12 protein-coding genes are annotated in these 15,214 nt (G+C 64.3%); 6 read left to right on the top strand and 6 right to left on the bottom strand.

The window, feature by feature from the left end:
* Nucleotides 1-7 precede the first annotated feature (7 nt).
* Nucleotides 8-625, bottom strand: coding sequence for a CGNR zinc finger domain-containing protein (locus ACLFLU_RS31805; protein ID WP_426408665.1), 618 nt, complete (start codon nt 623-625; stop codon nt 8-10).
* A gap of 126 nt (nt 626-751) precedes the next feature.
* Between ACLFLU_RS31805 and ACLFLU_RS31810 the strand changes: the two genes are divergently transcribed.
* Nucleotides 752-1,603: an alpha/beta fold hydrolase gene (locus tag ACLFLU_RS31810; protein WP_426408666.1), complete on the top strand. Its 852-nt coding sequence runs from the start codon at nt 752-754 to the stop codon at nt 1,601-1,603.
* Between the two features lie 103 nt (nt 1,604-1,706).
* Here ACLFLU_RS31810 and ACLFLU_RS31815 read toward each other — a convergent pair whose 3' ends face one another.
* Nucleotides 1,707-2,423, bottom strand: a complete 717-nt coding sequence (locus ACLFLU_RS31815; RefSeq protein WP_426408667.1) for a hypothetical protein — start codon at nt 2,421-2,423, stop codon at nt 1,707-1,709.
* Between the two features lie 281 nt (nt 2,424-2,704).
* Between ACLFLU_RS31815 and ACLFLU_RS31820 the strand changes: the two genes are divergently transcribed.
* A complete protein-coding gene (locus ACLFLU_RS31820; RefSeq protein ID WP_426408668.1) occupies nt 2,705-3,628 on the top strand; it encodes an ABC transporter ATP-binding protein in 924 nt (307 codons plus the stop codon).
* A complete protein-coding gene (locus ACLFLU_RS31825) occupies nt 3,625-4,386 on the top strand; it encodes an ABC transporter permease (protein WP_426408669.1) in 762 nt (253 codons plus the stop codon). Before ACLFLU_RS31820 ends, ACLFLU_RS31825 begins: the two co-directional genes overlap by 4 nt.
* Before the next feature lie 103 nt (nt 4,387-4,489).
* On the opposite strand, the gene ACLFLU_RS31830 is transcribed toward ACLFLU_RS31825, so the two are convergent.
* The gene (locus tag ACLFLU_RS31830; protein ID WP_426408670.1) at nt 4,490-4,813 is read right to left on the bottom strand and encodes a hypothetical protein; all 324 of its coding nucleotides are present in this window, start codon (nt 4,811-4,813) and stop codon (nt 4,490-4,492) included.
* A gap of 360 nt (nt 4,814-5,173) precedes the next feature.
* Here ACLFLU_RS31830 and ACLFLU_RS31835 point away from each other — a divergent pair, with 360 nt between their 5' ends.
* A complete protein-coding gene (locus ACLFLU_RS31835; protein WP_426408671.1) occupies nt 5,174-5,965 on the top strand; it encodes a L,D-transpeptidase in 792 nt (263 codons plus the stop codon).
* 2 nt (nt 5,966-5,967) lie between these two features.
* Here ACLFLU_RS31835 and ACLFLU_RS31840 read toward each other — a convergent pair whose 3' ends face one another.
* Nucleotides 5,968-7,230, bottom strand: coding sequence for a hypothetical protein (locus ACLFLU_RS31840; protein WP_426408672.1), 1,263 nt, complete (start codon nt 7,228-7,230; stop codon nt 5,968-5,970).
* 53 nt (nt 7,231-7,283) lie between these two features.
* Nucleotides 7,284-10,475: a tetratricopeptide repeat protein gene (locus ACLFLU_RS31845; protein ID WP_426408673.1), complete on the bottom strand. Its 3,192-nt coding sequence runs from the start codon at nt 10,473-10,475 to the stop codon at nt 7,284-7,286.
* Between the two features lie 300 nt (nt 10,476-10,775).
* Here ACLFLU_RS31845 and ACLFLU_RS31850 point away from each other — a divergent pair, with 300 nt between their 5' ends.
* Nucleotides 10,776-11,633, top strand: a complete 858-nt coding sequence (locus tag ACLFLU_RS31850) for an alpha/beta fold hydrolase (RefSeq protein ID WP_426408674.1) — start codon at nt 10,776-10,778, stop codon at nt 11,631-11,633.
* 198 nt (nt 11,634-11,831) lie between these two features.
* The gene (locus ACLFLU_RS31855; protein ID WP_426408675.1) at nt 11,832-12,767 is read left to right on the top strand and encodes a glycerophosphodiester phosphodiesterase; all 936 of its coding nucleotides are present in this window, start codon (nt 11,832-11,834) and stop codon (nt 12,765-12,767) included.
* A 136-nt stretch (nt 12,768-12,903) separates the two neighbouring features.
* Here ACLFLU_RS31855 and ACLFLU_RS31860 read toward each other — a convergent pair whose 3' ends face one another.
* Nucleotides 12,904-15,186: a spermidine synthase gene (locus ACLFLU_RS31860; protein ID WP_426408676.1), complete on the bottom strand. Its 2,283-nt coding sequence runs from the start codon at nt 15,184-15,186 to the stop codon at nt 12,904-12,906.
* Nucleotides 15,187-15,214 lie beyond the last annotated feature (28 nt).

The following is a 15,214-nucleotide window of genomic DNA, read 5'->3' on the forward strand; positions in this document are numbered from 1 at the left end:
CCGCACGTTACTGCTTCTCTTTGAGCCGGTTGCGATGTGCGGCCTGCTTGGCGCGGTTGCCGCAGACCGCCATGATGCACCATCGCCGCGCGCGCCTGCGGGTGTGGTCGGCGAACAGCATCGTGCAATTATGGCCCTCGCATGCTTTCACGTCGGCGAAATCCTCCTCGCAGACGAACTTCGCCATCGCTTCGCCAACTGGCAGCAGCAACGCGTCAGGCGATCGCCATCGCCGCTTCCTGTGCAGCGACAGAGCGCCGCCGTCATCATGTCCGGGTTCGATCCGACTGAATGTCTCGTCGCGCTCCAGCAGGTTGTTCAACGGATCGAGCTCTTTCAGCGCCTCCGCTGGAAGCGGCGCGCCCGCATGCTTGCGAACAACCCCCCTGAACCATTCGCGCAGTGCGCGCGCCTGATCCGCGACCTTGTCCAACTCGCCCGGTGTCGCGCGTGCCTTGAGCGCGTTCAGTTCGTCCATCGGCACGAGCTTCGCCTGGGCGAGCCAGTCGATCAGGCCATTGCCGTCGTCGAGCCAGTCGACGGGCGTATCGACCGGCGTCGCGACCGAGTTGAGGAAATCGAGGCCGAGCGAGTCGGCGATGAACATGGCAGGCGGTTTGTCCATGGCAGCCCCTGACCGATCCGAGAGGGTCAAATTGAAGTAACCTCTAAAAATGCGCTTTACAAGTTACTCAACGAGACGTAACCTCAATAAAGCCAATTAACAGGTTACAATAAAATGGAGACGGTCATGACCCTGACCACCTACCGCACCGCCGATGTCGATGGATTCAAGGTCTTCTATCGCGAGGCCGGCCGCGTCGGCGCACCGAAGCTCCTGCTGCTGCACGGCTTCCCGAGCGCGGGCCACATGTTCCGCGACCTCATCCCGCTGCTGGCCGACAAGTTTCACATCGTCGCGCCCGACCTCCCCGGCTTCGGCCAGTCCGACATGCCGTCGCGCGAAACCTTCAGCTACACCTTCGACAATATCGCGCGGGTGATCGAGCGCTTCACCGAGGTGATCGGCTTTGATCGTTTTGCGGTCTACGTCTTCGACTACGGCGCGCCGACGGGCTTGCGGCTTGCGCTCAACCATCCCGAACGGATCACGGCCATCATCTCGCAGAACGGCAACGCCTATGAGGAAGGGCTGAGTGAGGACTGGACTCCGGTCCGGGCCTATTGGCAGGATCCCTCGCCGGCCAATCGCGAGGCGTTGCGCGCCATGCAGACGCCGGAGGCGACACGCTGGCAGTACACGCATGGCGTTTCCGACGTGACGCTGGTGTCACCGGACGGCCAGAACCTCGACAATTTCTACCTGGCGCGGCCGGGCTCCGACGAGGTGCAGCTCGATCTGATCGGCGACTACAAGAGCAATGTCGCGCTCTATCCGTCATTCCAGAATTACTTCCGCACGCACAAGCCGCCGTTCCTGGCGGTCTGGGGCAAGAACGATCCGTTCTTCATTCCGCCCGGTGCCGAAGCGTTCAAGCGCGACAATCCCAACGCGGTGGTCAAATTCTTCGACACCGGACATTTCGCGCTGGAAACGCACGCAAGGGAGATTGCGGACGCCATTCGCAATTTCCTCGGCTGAGCCGCCCTCCCACATCCCGGCAGCAGTGCGGATAAGACAATGCCGCCGTCGACAATCAAGTCGACGGCGGCATGATGACATCAGCCGTTACAGGCGAAAATCTTCAATTCCTCGCCGGAGCCGCTGCCGCCGCCGAGTGCGCAGCCCGCGGCGCGCGGGGTTCGGCGATCGGTCCAGCCGGACCGCGCGAGCGGGAGATCGCGGCGTCGATCTCGGCGATCACGCGGCGCTGGATTGCCTCGTTCTTGTCGATGGTGATGTGGCCAACGCCGCTGCCGCGCACATCGACATTGTCGAGCTTGCCGCGCAGGCCGTTCGCGGCCCGCACCGGCTCACCCGGACCGTCGCCGATATAGATGTTGATGTAGCGCTCGGCGCCGGTCGACAGCTTGGTCTTGAACACGGAGTCGAGCCCGATCGCGAGCTTCACGGGCACGCCGAGCTGGTTGAGCTTGGCGATCATGTCGGGCAGCGCAGTCGCGCCGGAGGAATGTCCGACCAGGATGATGGTCTTGAGCCGCCCGGCCTTGTAGTTGGTTGCGGCCTCATCGGCGAGCGAGGACCAGGACACGAAGTTCGCGACGGTCACCGGGATGCCCTGCGCCTGGAGGCGGGCGCCGATCGTGTCGAGCCCTAGCGAGAAGATGTTGAGCACGCCGCGGAGCAGATAGACATGCGTCGTCGCGGTGGCCTGGCTCGGCGCCGCCTTGGCGGTGGTCGGGCTCATGGCAATAACTGACAGCAGCAGCAGGCAGGCCGCCCACATGCGGAGAGTAGACAACTGGCTGGCGCCGGCGGTGTGACGGCCGTTCGGTCTCATCGATCTTTTCCCTGGGGACATACGCTTCGCGATTGGCCGGAATCGTAGCCACGGCCTGCTCGCAGACGCAACAAAGAGCCGCGTGAACAGCGATCTTAGCCGCAATCCGTGACCATCGCGCAACACCTGCCCGAAACCTGCCATTGAAGCGCCTGTTTTGAGACCATTTTTCTCTCGCCAATTGCGACCGGGCAAGGCCATTCCTATTTCAGGGCTCCGCCGGTCTTCCGCCCGCCAAGGTGCGGGTTCCGGCGCATCCCCCCCACCCCCGACCGGCCATCATGTCCTCCATCATCTCCGTCGCCAATTTGTCGAAGACCTATGGGTCCGGCTTCAAGGCGCTCAAAAACGTCAATCTCGACATCAAGCGCGGCGAGATTTTTGCGCTGCTCGGTCCGAACGGCGCGGGCAAGACCACGCTGATCTCCATCATTTGCGGCATCGCCAATCCGAGCGAGGGCAAGGTCCTCGTCGGCGGCGAGGACATCCAGACCTCCTATCGCAAGGCGCGCTCGCTGATTGGCCTCGTGCCGCAGGAACTGCACACCGACGCGTTCGAAAGCGTGTGGGCAACGGTGAGCTTCTCCCGCGGCCTGTTCGGCAAGCCGAAGAACCCGGCCCATATCGAGAAGGTACTGAAGGACCTGTCGCTCTGGGACAAGAAGGACAACAAGATCATCACGCTCTCCGGCGGCATGAAGCGCCGCGTGATGATTGCGAAAGCGCTCTCGCACGAGCCGCAGATCCTGTTCCTGGACGAGCCGACCGCGGGCGTCGACGTCGAGCTGCGCAAGGGAATGTGGGAGGTGGTCCGTACGCTTCAGCAATCCGGCGTCACCATCATCCTCACCACGCACTACATCGAGGAGGCCGAGGAGATGGCCGACCGCATCGGCGTCATCAACAAGGGCGAGATCGTGCTGGTCGAGGACAAGGCGACCCTGATGCAGAAGCTCGGCAAGAAGCGGCTGACGCTGCATTTGCAAGGCAAGCTCAGCGCGCTGCCGGAAAGCCTCGTTCAATACGAGCTCGACCTCTGCGACAGCGGCGCGACGCTGGTCTACGACTACGACACCAAGGGCGAGCGCACCGGCATCACCAGCCTGCTCAGTGACCTCCGCAATGCCGGCATCCGCTTCAACGATCTCGACACGACCCAATCGTCGCTCGAGGACATCTTCGTCGACCTCGTGAGGACGTCATGAACTACCGCGCTGTCCGCGCCATCTATCTGTTCGAAATGGCACGCACCTGGCGCACGCTGCTCCAAAGCATCGTCTCGCCGGTGGTTTCGACCTCGCTCTATTTCGTGGTGTTCGGTGCCGCGATCGGCTCGCGCATCAGCCAGGTCGAGGGCGTCAGCTACGGCACTTTCATCGTGCCTGGCCTGATCATGCTCTCGGTGCTGACGCAGAGCATCGCGAACGCCTCGTTCGGCATCTACTTCCCGAAATTCGTCGGCACGATCTACGAGATCCTGTCGGCGCCGATCTCCTATTTCGAGATCGTGCTGGGCTATGTCGGCGCTGCCGCGACCAAGTCGATCATTTTGGGCCTGATCATTCTGGCAACAGCCGGCCTGTTCGTGCCGCTGCACATCCATCATCCGGTCTGGATGCTGGTCTTCCTGGTGCTGACGGCTGTGACCTTCAGCCTGTTCGGCTTCATCATCGGCATCTGGGCCGACGGGTTCGAAAAACTCCAGATGATCCCGATGCTGGTGGTGACGCCGCTGACCTTCCTCGGCGGCAGCTTCTATTCCATCGACATGCTGCCGCAGACCTGGCGCACGGTGGCACTGCTCAACCCGGTCGTCTACCTGATCTCCGGTTTCCGCTGGAGCTTCTACGAGATCGCCGACGTCAGCGTCGCCGTCAGCATCGGCATGACGCTGGCGTTCCTGGTGATCTGCCTGGCCGTGATCTGGTGGATTTTCCGGACCGGGTATCGGCTGAAGAACTGACGGACGACCCGTAGCCCGGATGGAGCGCAGCGAAATCCGGGACCGCCGCCACCTCAGGCAAGAGCCCCGGATTGCGCTTCACTCCATCCGGGCTACAGCGACATCACCGATAGCAGCGGAAGTGGTGATAGCCGTCGTAGTACCCGCGGCAATGGCGGTGGCCGTGATAGGGGATCCCCAAAATGCCGTCGACGGCGCCAACCGCGCCACCGACACCGGCGCCAACGACACCACCGACCGCGCCACCCACGGGACCGGCGATGCGGTTACCTTCGTAAGAACCTTCCTGGGCGCCACGCACGATGCCCTGGGTGTGGCCGGCTTGCGGCAGGCAAGCCAGGGCAATAAGGACGGCGGCGCCCGCGAAGAGCAGGCGAACGGGCAGACCCGCCGGCAATTGCGCGGCGGCGATATGGGCTTTGTTCATCTTGAGTCCCCGGGACTAGACGGCTGTGACAGCCGCAAATTGGTAGGCCGTGTTCAACGCCCCAAGCGGCCGAATGGTTGCGCCTTTGTGACGAATTGTCGGCGTTGTGAATGCAGCTCCCGCTCGCGAAAATGTCAGCATCGCGAGAGCCGACGTGGCACAAAGCGGCCTTGCTTACGCCCGGCATGACGTTAACGATGGGTGGGCAGGCCGCTGGAACGAAAGCCGGATTGCAGGCATAGTGCACGCCGGGGGACGGAGAGCCGCGGTGTTATTGTTTGAACATGATCTTTTCGGAAAACCGCTACACACTTTTCCGGATCATGCTCTAGCGCGAACAGGCCGGAGGCCGGAATTCAAATGCGTTCCTTTTTCATTGCGTTCACTTCCCTGATGCTTTTGAGCGCGGGCACCGCGCAGGCCAAGGTCGACATTACCGTCGACAAGGACAATCAGCAGATGACCGTCGTGGTCGACGGTGTCACCCGCTACCACTGGCCGGTGTCGACCGGCATCCCCTCGCGCGAGACGCCGGGCGGTTCGTTCCGTGCCTTCCGCATGGAAGAGGATCACTACTCCAAGGAATTCGACGACGCGCCGATGCCGCACTCGATCTTCTTCACCAAGGTCGGGCACGCCATCCACGGCACCGACTCGGTCGGACGATTGGGCACACCCGCCTCGCACGGCTGCGTGCGACTGTCACGCCAGAACGCCTCGACGCTCTACGCGCTGGTGCAGGAGCAGGGCGTACTCAACACCACGGTGACGCTGACAGGCTCGGCACAGGTGGCACTGGCCCGCAACCCGCGGGGCCGGGCCAATAATGCGGTGGCCCGCGCCCAGCAGCCGGCTGAGGAGCAGTACGCGACGACAGGCGATCCCGTGAATCTGACACCGCCGATGCAGCCCGCCCGCCGCTACATGCCGCAGGACAACAACTACATCTATCCCGCCGACGGCAGCGACACCGGCGCACGTTACCCGGCGCCGCGCCCGGTCGCCCGCCCCTATGGCACGCAGGTCTACCAGCAGCTGCCGCAACCGCAGCCGAACTACGGCTACGATCCGGCGTATGGCCAGCAGGGCTACTATCAGCAGCAGCAACAGCCGCGCCAGTACTATCAGCCGCGCAATTATTACCAAAACTGAGGTTATCTGAACGCGGCGTCGCCGCGTTCGACAATCTTCCGCACAGCATCGACGAAGGCACGGGCGACCGGCTCGAGGATATCGGGCCCGGTCGCGGTAAGATCGTCTGCAGGCGTGTGGAAGGTCTGATGGCGGCCGGCCATGCCGAGGAAATTGGCGTAGCCCGCCGCATGCACGTCGCGCAGCTCGCCGACCGCCTGCTTCTCCGTCACCAGACGTTTTGCCGCGACCGCGACAAAGGTCTCATCGGTCAGCACGACGGATGACTTGCTCAACACGAGATAGCGCTCCTCCTCGGGCCGTTTGGTGCGCACGCCTTCTGCAAAGCCGTAGCACGCGTTCGACGAGCCGAAGTGGATCCAGGCCAGCGTGTCCTTCGGCGCAGGGGCGCCGTCTTTCAAGAACAACTCCATGCCGCCATGGCCAATCTCGTGGCCGGCGGTCGCGATGAAGACGAAATGCGCCGGCCATTTCTCCGCCGCCGCGGTTCGCGCCAGCGCGAGGAAATTGGCAATGCCGGGACCGCGCTCGCAGACGCAGCTGTACCAGCCGGTCATCGGCGTGGAGACGACGATGGTCGGTCCGCGGCCGATGCCGGTCTCGGCGATGACGTTGCGGCCGGAGACGTTGCGCTCGTAGTGTCCGGCAACGTCGAGCGTCACTGGCGCGCCCGACGCGAGCGCACGCTCGAACGTACCGCGGGCCTTGGCACCGACCACCATCACCGGCACCGGCCAGGGTGCGTCTTCCTGGGTGACGTTGTAGGCAAAGCGGTCGTCGGCGGGATTGCCGATCATCAGCAGGATGGCGGCGGGTTTCCTGGCGGCGGCCTCAGCGATCGCCGCGCGATGAGCGGGACCGAGATAGGCGCCACGATCGAACGGCAGATCGACCCAGAGAATTTTGCCGGCGACGTCACCATCGCGTGCGAGCGGCGCGGAGAGATGGAAGCTCGCCCTGTCCTCGGGCGGCCACCAGAACGGCGTCGCCTCCACGGCCGTGCCGGCCGTCTCCGCGCTCGCCCGTTCCGCGACATATTGTCGGCCGAGCACGACCGGTTGGAACTTGATCGCGAAGCCGGCCTCCGATAGCTCGCCTGCGATCCAGTCGGCCGTAGCGCGATCGCCGGGCGAGCCGAAGCGGTGCAGGCCGAAGGAGGCGTAGCGCGCCACATCGGCATACAGGCTCTCGCCCGATAGCACATCCTTGGCCGCCGCCTGTCCAACCATCAGAGCCGCCATCGTTGCAATGAGGATGAGCCGCATGTGAATCGCTCCCGGTCTTTTTGCAAACCAGTTTCGCCTCTTCGCGGCCGCCGTCAACCGCCCTCGCCGACCAGCACGAAGGGCGCCCATACGGCCGGGTCGGCGTTACGCGGTGACGACCGATCCGCAATCAGCGATTTCATCGAGCGCCGCAGCGCTTCGGCGCGGCCGATGCCGGGATGTGCGCTGAGCTCGGAGAAGGCGCCGGTGGTCAGGCGCACCGCCGCATCGGAATCGACCGGCCAGTGCGAAACCAGCAGCGCGCGTGCACCAGCATAGAAAAAGGCGCGCGCAAGACCCGACAAGCCTTCTGCGCCGGGCTTGTCGCCCGCGGCCGTGTTGCAGGCCGACAGCACAGCCCAGTCGGCATCGAGCTTGAGCTTAGCAATCCGGCTTGCCGTGAGCAGACCGTCGTCGTCGCTGGTTGGCCGGTCCGGCAGCGTGAGAACCAGCGCGGGCTCGCTGAGACCATTGACCTCGCCCGCGACGAGCCCATGAGTGGCGAAATCGACGACGCGGTACTGATCGAGCGCGAGCTGATTGACGCTGGTCACGGTCGCAGCCGCACCGAGCTTGACGTCGTCCTGCGGCGAGGCACCGAGCGCCTTCGCCACGGCCCGGAGCTCGCCCGCAGTTTCCGGCAGCGCCGGCAGTCCCGTGCGCAGGCGGTCGAGATCGACGGCGGTGCCGTCATAGTAGTTCTGGTAGGGCTGCACATTGCGCCCTGGCCGCTTGTCGCCGGGCGATCGCTGCAACACGGGATCGCCGAAGCCGATGAATGGCTTTTGCGCCCGCGAGTCCTTGGCCAGGCTGCGCAGCGCGCGCAGGCTCGGCACCGAGGGCAGCACCGTGATGGCGCGCTCGTCGAGTAGCCACGCCGCCTGTCGGTAGCGATCCGCGGACGCCCTATCGGGCTTCTTCGTCACCAGCACCTGAAACGGCAGGCTGGTCAGCGCACCCGCCGGGACGATCAGCAGTTTCGGCTTGCCGGCGATATCCGCCGCGATCGGACCGAACAACCCATTGTAAAGTTCGAAGGACGCGTCGAGGTCGAATGACGATTGGGCCGTCTCGGGATCGCTGAGCCCCTGCCGCAAATGCGCGACGCGGTCGCTGACCTCACGGCTACCAAGCACGATCTGACGCAGCGCACTCGCCTCGCGCGTCACTGCGAAGACGTAGGTCTTGTCGCCGAGCACGATGAACACGACCAGCGCTTCATCCAGCTTCAACAACCCCTGCGTTTGGGCAAGCGACAGTGGCTGCGGATTGGACAAATCGGCATAGGCGGGAAAGCTGCGGTCGAGCTGGGCCGTGACATCGTCGAGCGACTTCTGCGTTTGCGCCGTCTGCGCGCGCAGGTTCGCAAGCAAGGTATCGTTGCGCCTACCGTCGGCCTGCCCAAGCTCGGATGTGACGCGTTTGTCGAGCGTGTCGAGGCTCGCCTTCAGATCCTGCTGCCGCCGCACCAGTGCGGCGATCGCGTCATTGCCGGCCCCGAAGCGGGCCGCCATCTGCGACAATGCGGCCCCCGCTTTGGTCTCATGCGCGCGCTGCGCCGCGCCGAAAGCTTCATCCCTGGCCGCAGCATCGGGTTTGCCGTCGGCAACGCGCCAGATCGCATCGATCAGCCACGGATCGACCTCGGTGAAACGGGTGAATTGCGCATTGCGCTGCGCGTTGAGCGCGGTCGCGGCGAGCTGCAGCCGCGCCAGACTGTCCGCCCACTTGCCCTCGCGGCGATCGATGTCGGCCAGATTAATCAGGGTCGCGATGGTGTCCTGGTGATGAAGCCCGAGCTTGTCCTGCGCGATCGCAAGCGCCCGGTCGAGCCGGTTGCGCGCCTCAGCCAGGTTACCCGCCTTGAGGTCAAGCAGCGCGACGGCGCGCAGATCCTTGATCAGTTGCGGGTGCGTCCCGCCAAGTACGCGCTCGTCGATCTCGAGGCAACGCACCAGGTACGGCCGGGCTTCGTCCGTCTTGCCGGCATCCATCAAGGCCTGTCCCAGCGAGCCGGCCGCCAGCGCGCTCGGGCCGCTGCCTTCGCCGAACTTGCGCTCCATCACTGCAAGCGAGCGGCGGTAGAGGCCGAGCGCCTGATCGTTGCGCCCGAGGCTCGCATAGCTGTTGGCGAGATTGTTGAGGGCGCGTCCAACATCAGGGCTATCGGGGCCGAAGGCTTTCTCTTCGATCGCGAGCACACGCTCCTGTAGCCCGGCGGCCGCCTCGTTCTTGCCCTGCGCCGAATAGACGTTGGCGAGATTGTTCAACCCGATCGCCGTGGTCGGATGGTTCGGCCCGTAGATCCGCTCATAGGCCTGCAGCGTCTGCTGGTAGAGCTTTTCGGCCTCTCCATAGCGCGCCTCGTGCTCCAGCACCGTCGCGAGATTGCCCATGGTGGCGGCGACATTCGGATGCGCGTCGCCGCTGCGCGCCCGCGTGATCGCCAGTGCGCGCCGCATCGTGGCTTCGGCATCGGTCAGACGACCTGCATCCAGATAGAGGTTGCCGAGATCGTTGAGCATCTTGTCGTAGTTCGCCGCGGCCTCGGCATTGCCGCCGAAGCTGCGGTCGAGCAGATCAAGTCCCTGCTTCAGCATCCGCTCGCCGTCGCTGAAGCGCCCCTGCAAGCCGTAAACATCGCCGAGATTGTCCAGGGCGGACGCAATGTCGAGCGGCGGCGCATTCGCGGCCTGCAGGCCGGCGAGCACGCGTTCGAAATAGCCGGCGGCTTCCGTGTAGTTCTCCTTGTCGCGCGCCAATCCACCGAGCGCCGCCAGAGTGTCCGAAAGACGGACATCATTGGCGCCGAACGCACTGGTGCCGAGCGCCAGCGCCCGCTCGGCCACCGTCGTCGCCTCCGCCCGCCGGTCGAGCATGCCAAGCGATCCGACCAGAATGTTGGAGGTGCGCAGCGTCGAGGCGACGTCGCTGTTGCGGAGCTTGATGGCAAGCGCAGCGTTGAGCTTGTCGACGGCTTCGCCGAAGCGGCCGAGATTGTGCAGGAACATGCCCTCATTATGCAGCACGCCGGCATAATTCATGTTGTCGGCACCCTGGCGGCGGCGCACCAGGTATTCGAGCTTCTGGGCGGCAGCAAGCCCCTCGGCCCAATGCCCTCCTTGCGTCGCGGTATTCATCTGAGCCAGCAGCGAGTCAAAATCGCTGCCGCGCTGGGCGGTGGCTGGCTTCGATACGGTCAGGGCCGCGAGCAAAAGGGCGGCGAACAAGCGGGCGCGGCTCATGCGAAAATCCGGTCACGCGCGTCAAATCGCAATTTTCGGACCATACGGGCGCCCGCCGGCCCTGTCGACGGTAAGTCATCGCGGCAACGTGCCCACGACATGTCGCCTCAGGCGAAAACGGCTGGCCCAAGCGGCGCTTCCCTCACTTTTGCGAGAGCAGGCGGTGGCTCGGCTTCGGGTGGACGGCCAGTCATCCAATTGTAAAAGGCCGGCAATAGCGTCGAGCACGGACGACCATCGGCATGTGCAAGACACGGCGTCCCACCCCGCGCGATTTGAACTGTGGATGCGGAGACTGTCATGAAGCGAGGCATTGCCGTTTTCGCCTCAGCCGCGGCGCTGATGGGCTTCTTCTATTTTATTGCAGGCAAATGGGCGATCCACCACAGCACCATGGCGTTCGCCGACATTCTGCGCGGCGACCGCGACGTGACCGTGGAGGTCTCCGTCCGGCGCGACCGCGAAATGGAAGCGATCGCGGAAATGATCGAGCTTCCGGTCGTGATCCTCAGCCACGGCAACACGGTCAGGCACACCGAGTATTCGTTCCTCACCAACACATTCGCCGCCCGCGGCTATCTGGTCGTCAGCATCCAGCACGATCTTTCGACCGACGATCCGATGGTGACAAAGGCCAGCGAGGAATATGTCGGCCGCCGCTCGCAATACAACCGCGGCATCGCCAACATCCTTTTCACGATCGACGAGTTGAAGAAGCTGTACCCGAATGCGGATTACCGCCATCTGACCCTGGTGGGACATTCCAATGGCGGCGACATCTCGATGTATTTCGCCAAGCTGCATCCCGATCTCGTGAAGAAGGTCGTCACGCTCGACAATCTGCGCGTGCCCTTCGTCACCGACGGCAAGGTCAAGATCCTGTCCTTCCGCTCGAAGGATCCGCAATTCAAGGCCGATCCCGGCGTCGTCCCCGACGATGAAACCTGCGCCAAGGCCGGCATCCAGGTGGTCAGGACCGAATTCCAGCACAATGATCTCAGCGACCGCGGCTCGGACCAGGTCAAGGGCTTCATCGGCAGCGCGGTCGACGATTTCCTGAACGACCTCGGCGAAGACGACAGCCCTTTCAACATGCCGCGCCTGTCGAAGCCGCACCCCACCATCGACCAGCTTGCGGCCTCGGTGCCCGACCGCTGAGCGCACGACCGCCCTGCGCAATTCGCTGCCTTCGCCCTGCCCTCCGCCCTCGCCGGGTGGACGGCGCAGCTGATGCCGACTATTGGTCGATATGGCATTGCGGCGGAAGCCGCTCCCTCTTGCCCGGCGCGGTTCACGATGTCATTCCGTCTTGCGCTATTGCTCGGCACAATTTGTCTTCTCGGTGCAGGAGGGGCCATGGCTCTTGATTCGGCTTTCGATCTCGAGGCGCATCGCGGCGGGCGGGCGCTGATGCCGGAAAACACCCTGCCGGCCTTCGCCAACGCGCTCACGATGGGCGTGGACACGCTCGAGCTCGACGTTGGCGTGACCGCCGACGGCGAGGTCGTCGTGTCGCATGAGCGCGGGCTCAATCCCGATCTCGCCAGGGATGCGAATGGCGCCTATGTCGCCGCGCCCGGCACGCCTTTCGTGAAGTTGCGGTTCGCCGATGTCAGGACCTACGACGTCGGCCAAATCCGGCCGGACAGTGCCTATGCGAAGCAATTTTCCGACCAGCGCGCCGTGCCGGGGACCCGCATTCCCACGCTGAAGGAGCTGTTCGCGCTGGTGCGCAAATCCGGCAACGAACGCGTGCGCTTCAATATCGAGACCAAGATCGATCCGGATCATCCGGATGAGTCGCTGGAGCCGCAGGCCTTCGTCGCGAAGCTGCTCGGGGTGATCCGAGATGAAAAGTTTTCCGACCGCGTCATGATCCAGTCGTTCGACTGGCGAACCCTGCTGCTGGTCCAGCAGCAGGCCCCGACGATTCCAACCGTATATCTGACGCTCGAGCGCGGCTCGGCGCCGACCATCGTCCTCGACAAGGCAACCAGCTGGACGGCGGGTTACAGCCCGGCCGATCACGGCGGCTCGCTGCCACGCACGATCAAGGCCGCAGGCGGCGCGGTGTGGTCACCCTATTTCGGCGACGTCACCGCAGCGCTTGTCGCTGAAGCCCATACGCTAGGGTTGCGCGTGGTGGTCTGGACCGTCAACAAGCCGGACGACATGGCGCGGATGATCGAGATCGGCGTCGACGGCATCATCTCGGACCGGCCGGACCTGTTGCGGCAGATCGCCGGCGAGAAGGGAATTGCGTTGCCGGCAGGGACACCGGTCGAGCCGTAGCCCTTAGATGATCTCATGTCCCGGACGCGGCGCGGCATGAAATGACGCGACGCAGAGCCGGGACCCAGCAGACATGGGCCCCGGCTCTGCAGCGCACCGCTGAAGAAGCGCTGCGCTGCGTCCGGGGCACGAAGAGCTACTGCTCGCCGAACCGCAAACGCCGGTATAACGCTCCGAGGATGTTCGAATAGTCGTCGGTCCAGACCCGCACCTTCTCGTCCGCGTCGGTCTCCTCCCACTGCTTGGAGGAGGCGAGCTTGCCGACGTCATCAGCCTCGCGCGCAGAGATGACGACATCGGTGGAGAAGATGTAGTCGGCGTCGCGGCCAGAATCCTCATCGTAGACCCAGCTCTTCAGATCGTTGGCATCGGCAATGCCGACCACGACGGGCTCGAGATCGAGATGCCGGTTGGAGACGTGCATCACCACGGCACCATGTGGCGCGAGCTTGTCCTTGTAGATCTTCATCGCCTCTTCGGTCGCCAGATGAATCGGGATCGCATCCGACGAATAGGCATCGACGATGATGAGATCGTAGACGCCGTCGGGCTCTCTGGCGAAGGTGAGGCGCGCGTCCCCGATCACCGGCTTCAAATCCGGCAGGCAGCTCGAGATGTACCGGAAATTCTTCGGATCACGCGCTGCGTCGACCATGGATTGGTCAATCTCGAAGAATTTCCAGTCCTCGCCGGGCTCCGCGGCGCAGGCGAGCGTGCCCGAGCCGACACCGATCGCCGCGACCTTCAACGGCGCGCCCTTGCGCTCGCGAATCGCGGTGATGGCCTGACCGATGCCACCGTCCTTGTGGTAATAGGTGATCGGCTCGGGCCGGCCGGTGACCGGCGTGCCGTCATTGTTAAGGAAACGCTCGGCGCCGTGAATGGTGGTGCCGTGCATCAGCACGTGGAAATAGCCGCCGGGCGTCACCACGATCTTGTGGACGCCGAAGAAGCTGCGCACGGTCGTGACGCGACCTTCGTCCGCAGGATAGAACCGGATCAATGCGAGCGCGAGCGCGACAGTGGCAAAGATCTTCCAGCGATCGGCGTTGACCGCGAGCGCCAGAAGCGCTGCCAGCACGCCGACGGCGCCGGCAACCCAGACACGGTGATCTTCGAACCAGGCTGAAATATCCCCGGTCATGTAAGAAGGCGCAACAAGCGCCACCGCGAGCACGGCAAGCGCCAGCCAGTACCATCTCACGATGGCCGCAAGACGCTCGTTCACTGAAGGCCGGCACAGCGCGGCGAGCGCGACCAGGATCGGATATTCGGCGATCCAGGAGAAGGTGAAGGGCGCGACGAGGCCGGCAAAGAGGCCGCCGACCATGCCGCCGAACGACAGCGCGACATAGAAGCCGGTGAGATACTTGGCTGCGGGCCGCGTCCGCGCCAGTTCGCCGTGACAGGCCATGGCAATGACGAAGAAGCAGAGCTGGTGGCCGCCGAGCGTGAGCAGCAAATTCTGCTCGCCGCCGAAGGCGAGTAGCAAGACGATTCCCGCGATCGCGACCGGCTGGAGCATCAGCATCCATTTGTGCGGCAACAGCGGCCGCGACTGGAACACCACCACCCAGGTGAGCAGATACAGTGACAGCGGCAGCACCCACAGCAGCGGCGCCGCCGCGACGTCGGTCGAGATATGCGCGGTGACTGCGATCAGCAGGCCGGACGGCACCGCGGCGAGGAAGATCCAGCGCAGCCGCGTCACCAGCGTCGGCGCCGGCGCGTTTGCGTCCTCGGTTCGCGCGTCGGCCACCGCCAGCTTCGGCGAACGCAGCAACAGCACGCCGCAGGCCGCGATCAGCAGGATCAAAAGGCCATAGCCGCTAGTCCACAGCCGATTCTGCGTATGCAGCGTGAACATCGGCTCCAGCAGGAACGGATAGGACAACAGCGCGAGGAAGCTGCCGATGTTGGAAGAGGCATAAAGAAAGTAGGGATCGTGCCCGTCGGGATGGCCGGTGCGGACGAACCAGGCTTGCAGCAGCGGATTGTTGGCGGCGAGCGCGAAGAACGGCAGCCCGATCGACATCACGAACAGGCCGAGCAGCCAGAATGCGTAGCCTGACGCCGGCGGCTCGCCATAGCCGACGGCGATGCCAAGCGGCAGCGTGGCGAAGGCCGCGATCAGCAGCACCAGATGCACCACGACGGGAACGATCCGGTTTTTGACCTGCATCAGCAGATGCGCATAGGCGTAGCCTGCGAGCAGCAGCGACTGGAAGAACACCATGGCCACCGACCACACCGCCGGCGAGCCGCCGAGCCGCGGCAGCACCATTTTCGTGAACAGCGGCTGCACCGAGAACAGCAGGAGCGCGCTGACGAAGATCGCAGCGGTGTAGACCGTCAGCAACAGCCGGTTGCGCGACGAGGACGGCTGCTCCGTGGCGGCGGGTTGCACGATCGAATCCATGGGAGCTCCGGCTTACTTCCGGCGGGCG

The organism is Bradyrhizobium ganzhouense (assembly GCF_049949285.1).
GTDB classification, from domain to species: domain Bacteria; phylum Pseudomonadota; class Alphaproteobacteria; order Rhizobiales; family Xanthobacteraceae; genus Bradyrhizobium; species Bradyrhizobium ganzhouense.

Bases quoted from the DNA above. Each gene is read 5' to 3' on its own strand.
- ACLFLU_RS31815 (WP_426408667.1), bottom strand. From the start codon at position 2,423: ATGAGACCGAACGGCCGTCACACCGCCGGCGCCAGCCAGTTGTCTACT.
- ACLFLU_RS31805 (WP_426408665.1), bottom strand. From the start codon at position 625: ATGGACAAACCGCCTGCCATGTTCATCGCCGACTCGCTCGGCCTCGAT.
- ACLFLU_RS31850 (WP_426408674.1), top strand. From the start codon at position 10,776: ATGAAGCGAGGCATTGCCGTTTTCGCCTCAGCCGCGGCGCTGATGGGC.
- ACLFLU_RS31830 (WP_426408670.1), bottom strand. From the start codon at position 4,813: ATGAACAAAGCCCATATCGCCGCCGCGCAATTGCCGGCGGGTCTGCCC.
- ACLFLU_RS31820 (WP_426408668.1), top strand. From the start codon at position 2,705: ATGTCCTCCATCATCTCCGTCGCCAATTTGTCGAAGACCTATGGGTCC.
- ACLFLU_RS31825 (WP_426408669.1), top strand. From the start codon at position 3,625: ATGAACTACCGCGCTGTCCGCGCCATCTATCTGTTCGAAATGGCACGC.
- ACLFLU_RS31810 (WP_426408666.1), top strand. From the start codon at position 752: ATGACCCTGACCACCTACCGCACCGCCGATGTCGATGGATTCAAGGTC.
- ACLFLU_RS31835 (WP_426408671.1), top strand. From the start codon at position 5,174: ATGCGTTCCTTTTTCATTGCGTTCACTTCCCTGATGCTTTTGAGCGCG.
- ACLFLU_RS31840 (WP_426408672.1), bottom strand. From the start codon at position 7,230: ATGCGGCTCATCCTCATTGCAACGATGGCGGCTCTGATGGTTGGACAG.
- ACLFLU_RS31855 (WP_426408675.1), top strand. From the start codon at position 11,832: ATGGCTCTTGATTCGGCTTTCGATCTCGAGGCGCATCGCGGCGGGCGG.
- ACLFLU_RS31845 (WP_426408673.1), bottom strand. From the start codon at position 10,475: ATGAGCCGCGCCCGCTTGTTCGCCGCCCTTTTGCTCGCGGCCCTGACC.
- ACLFLU_RS31860 (WP_426408676.1), bottom strand. From the start codon at position 15,186: ATGGATTCGATCGTGCAACCCGCCGCCACGGAGCAGCCGTCCTCGTCG.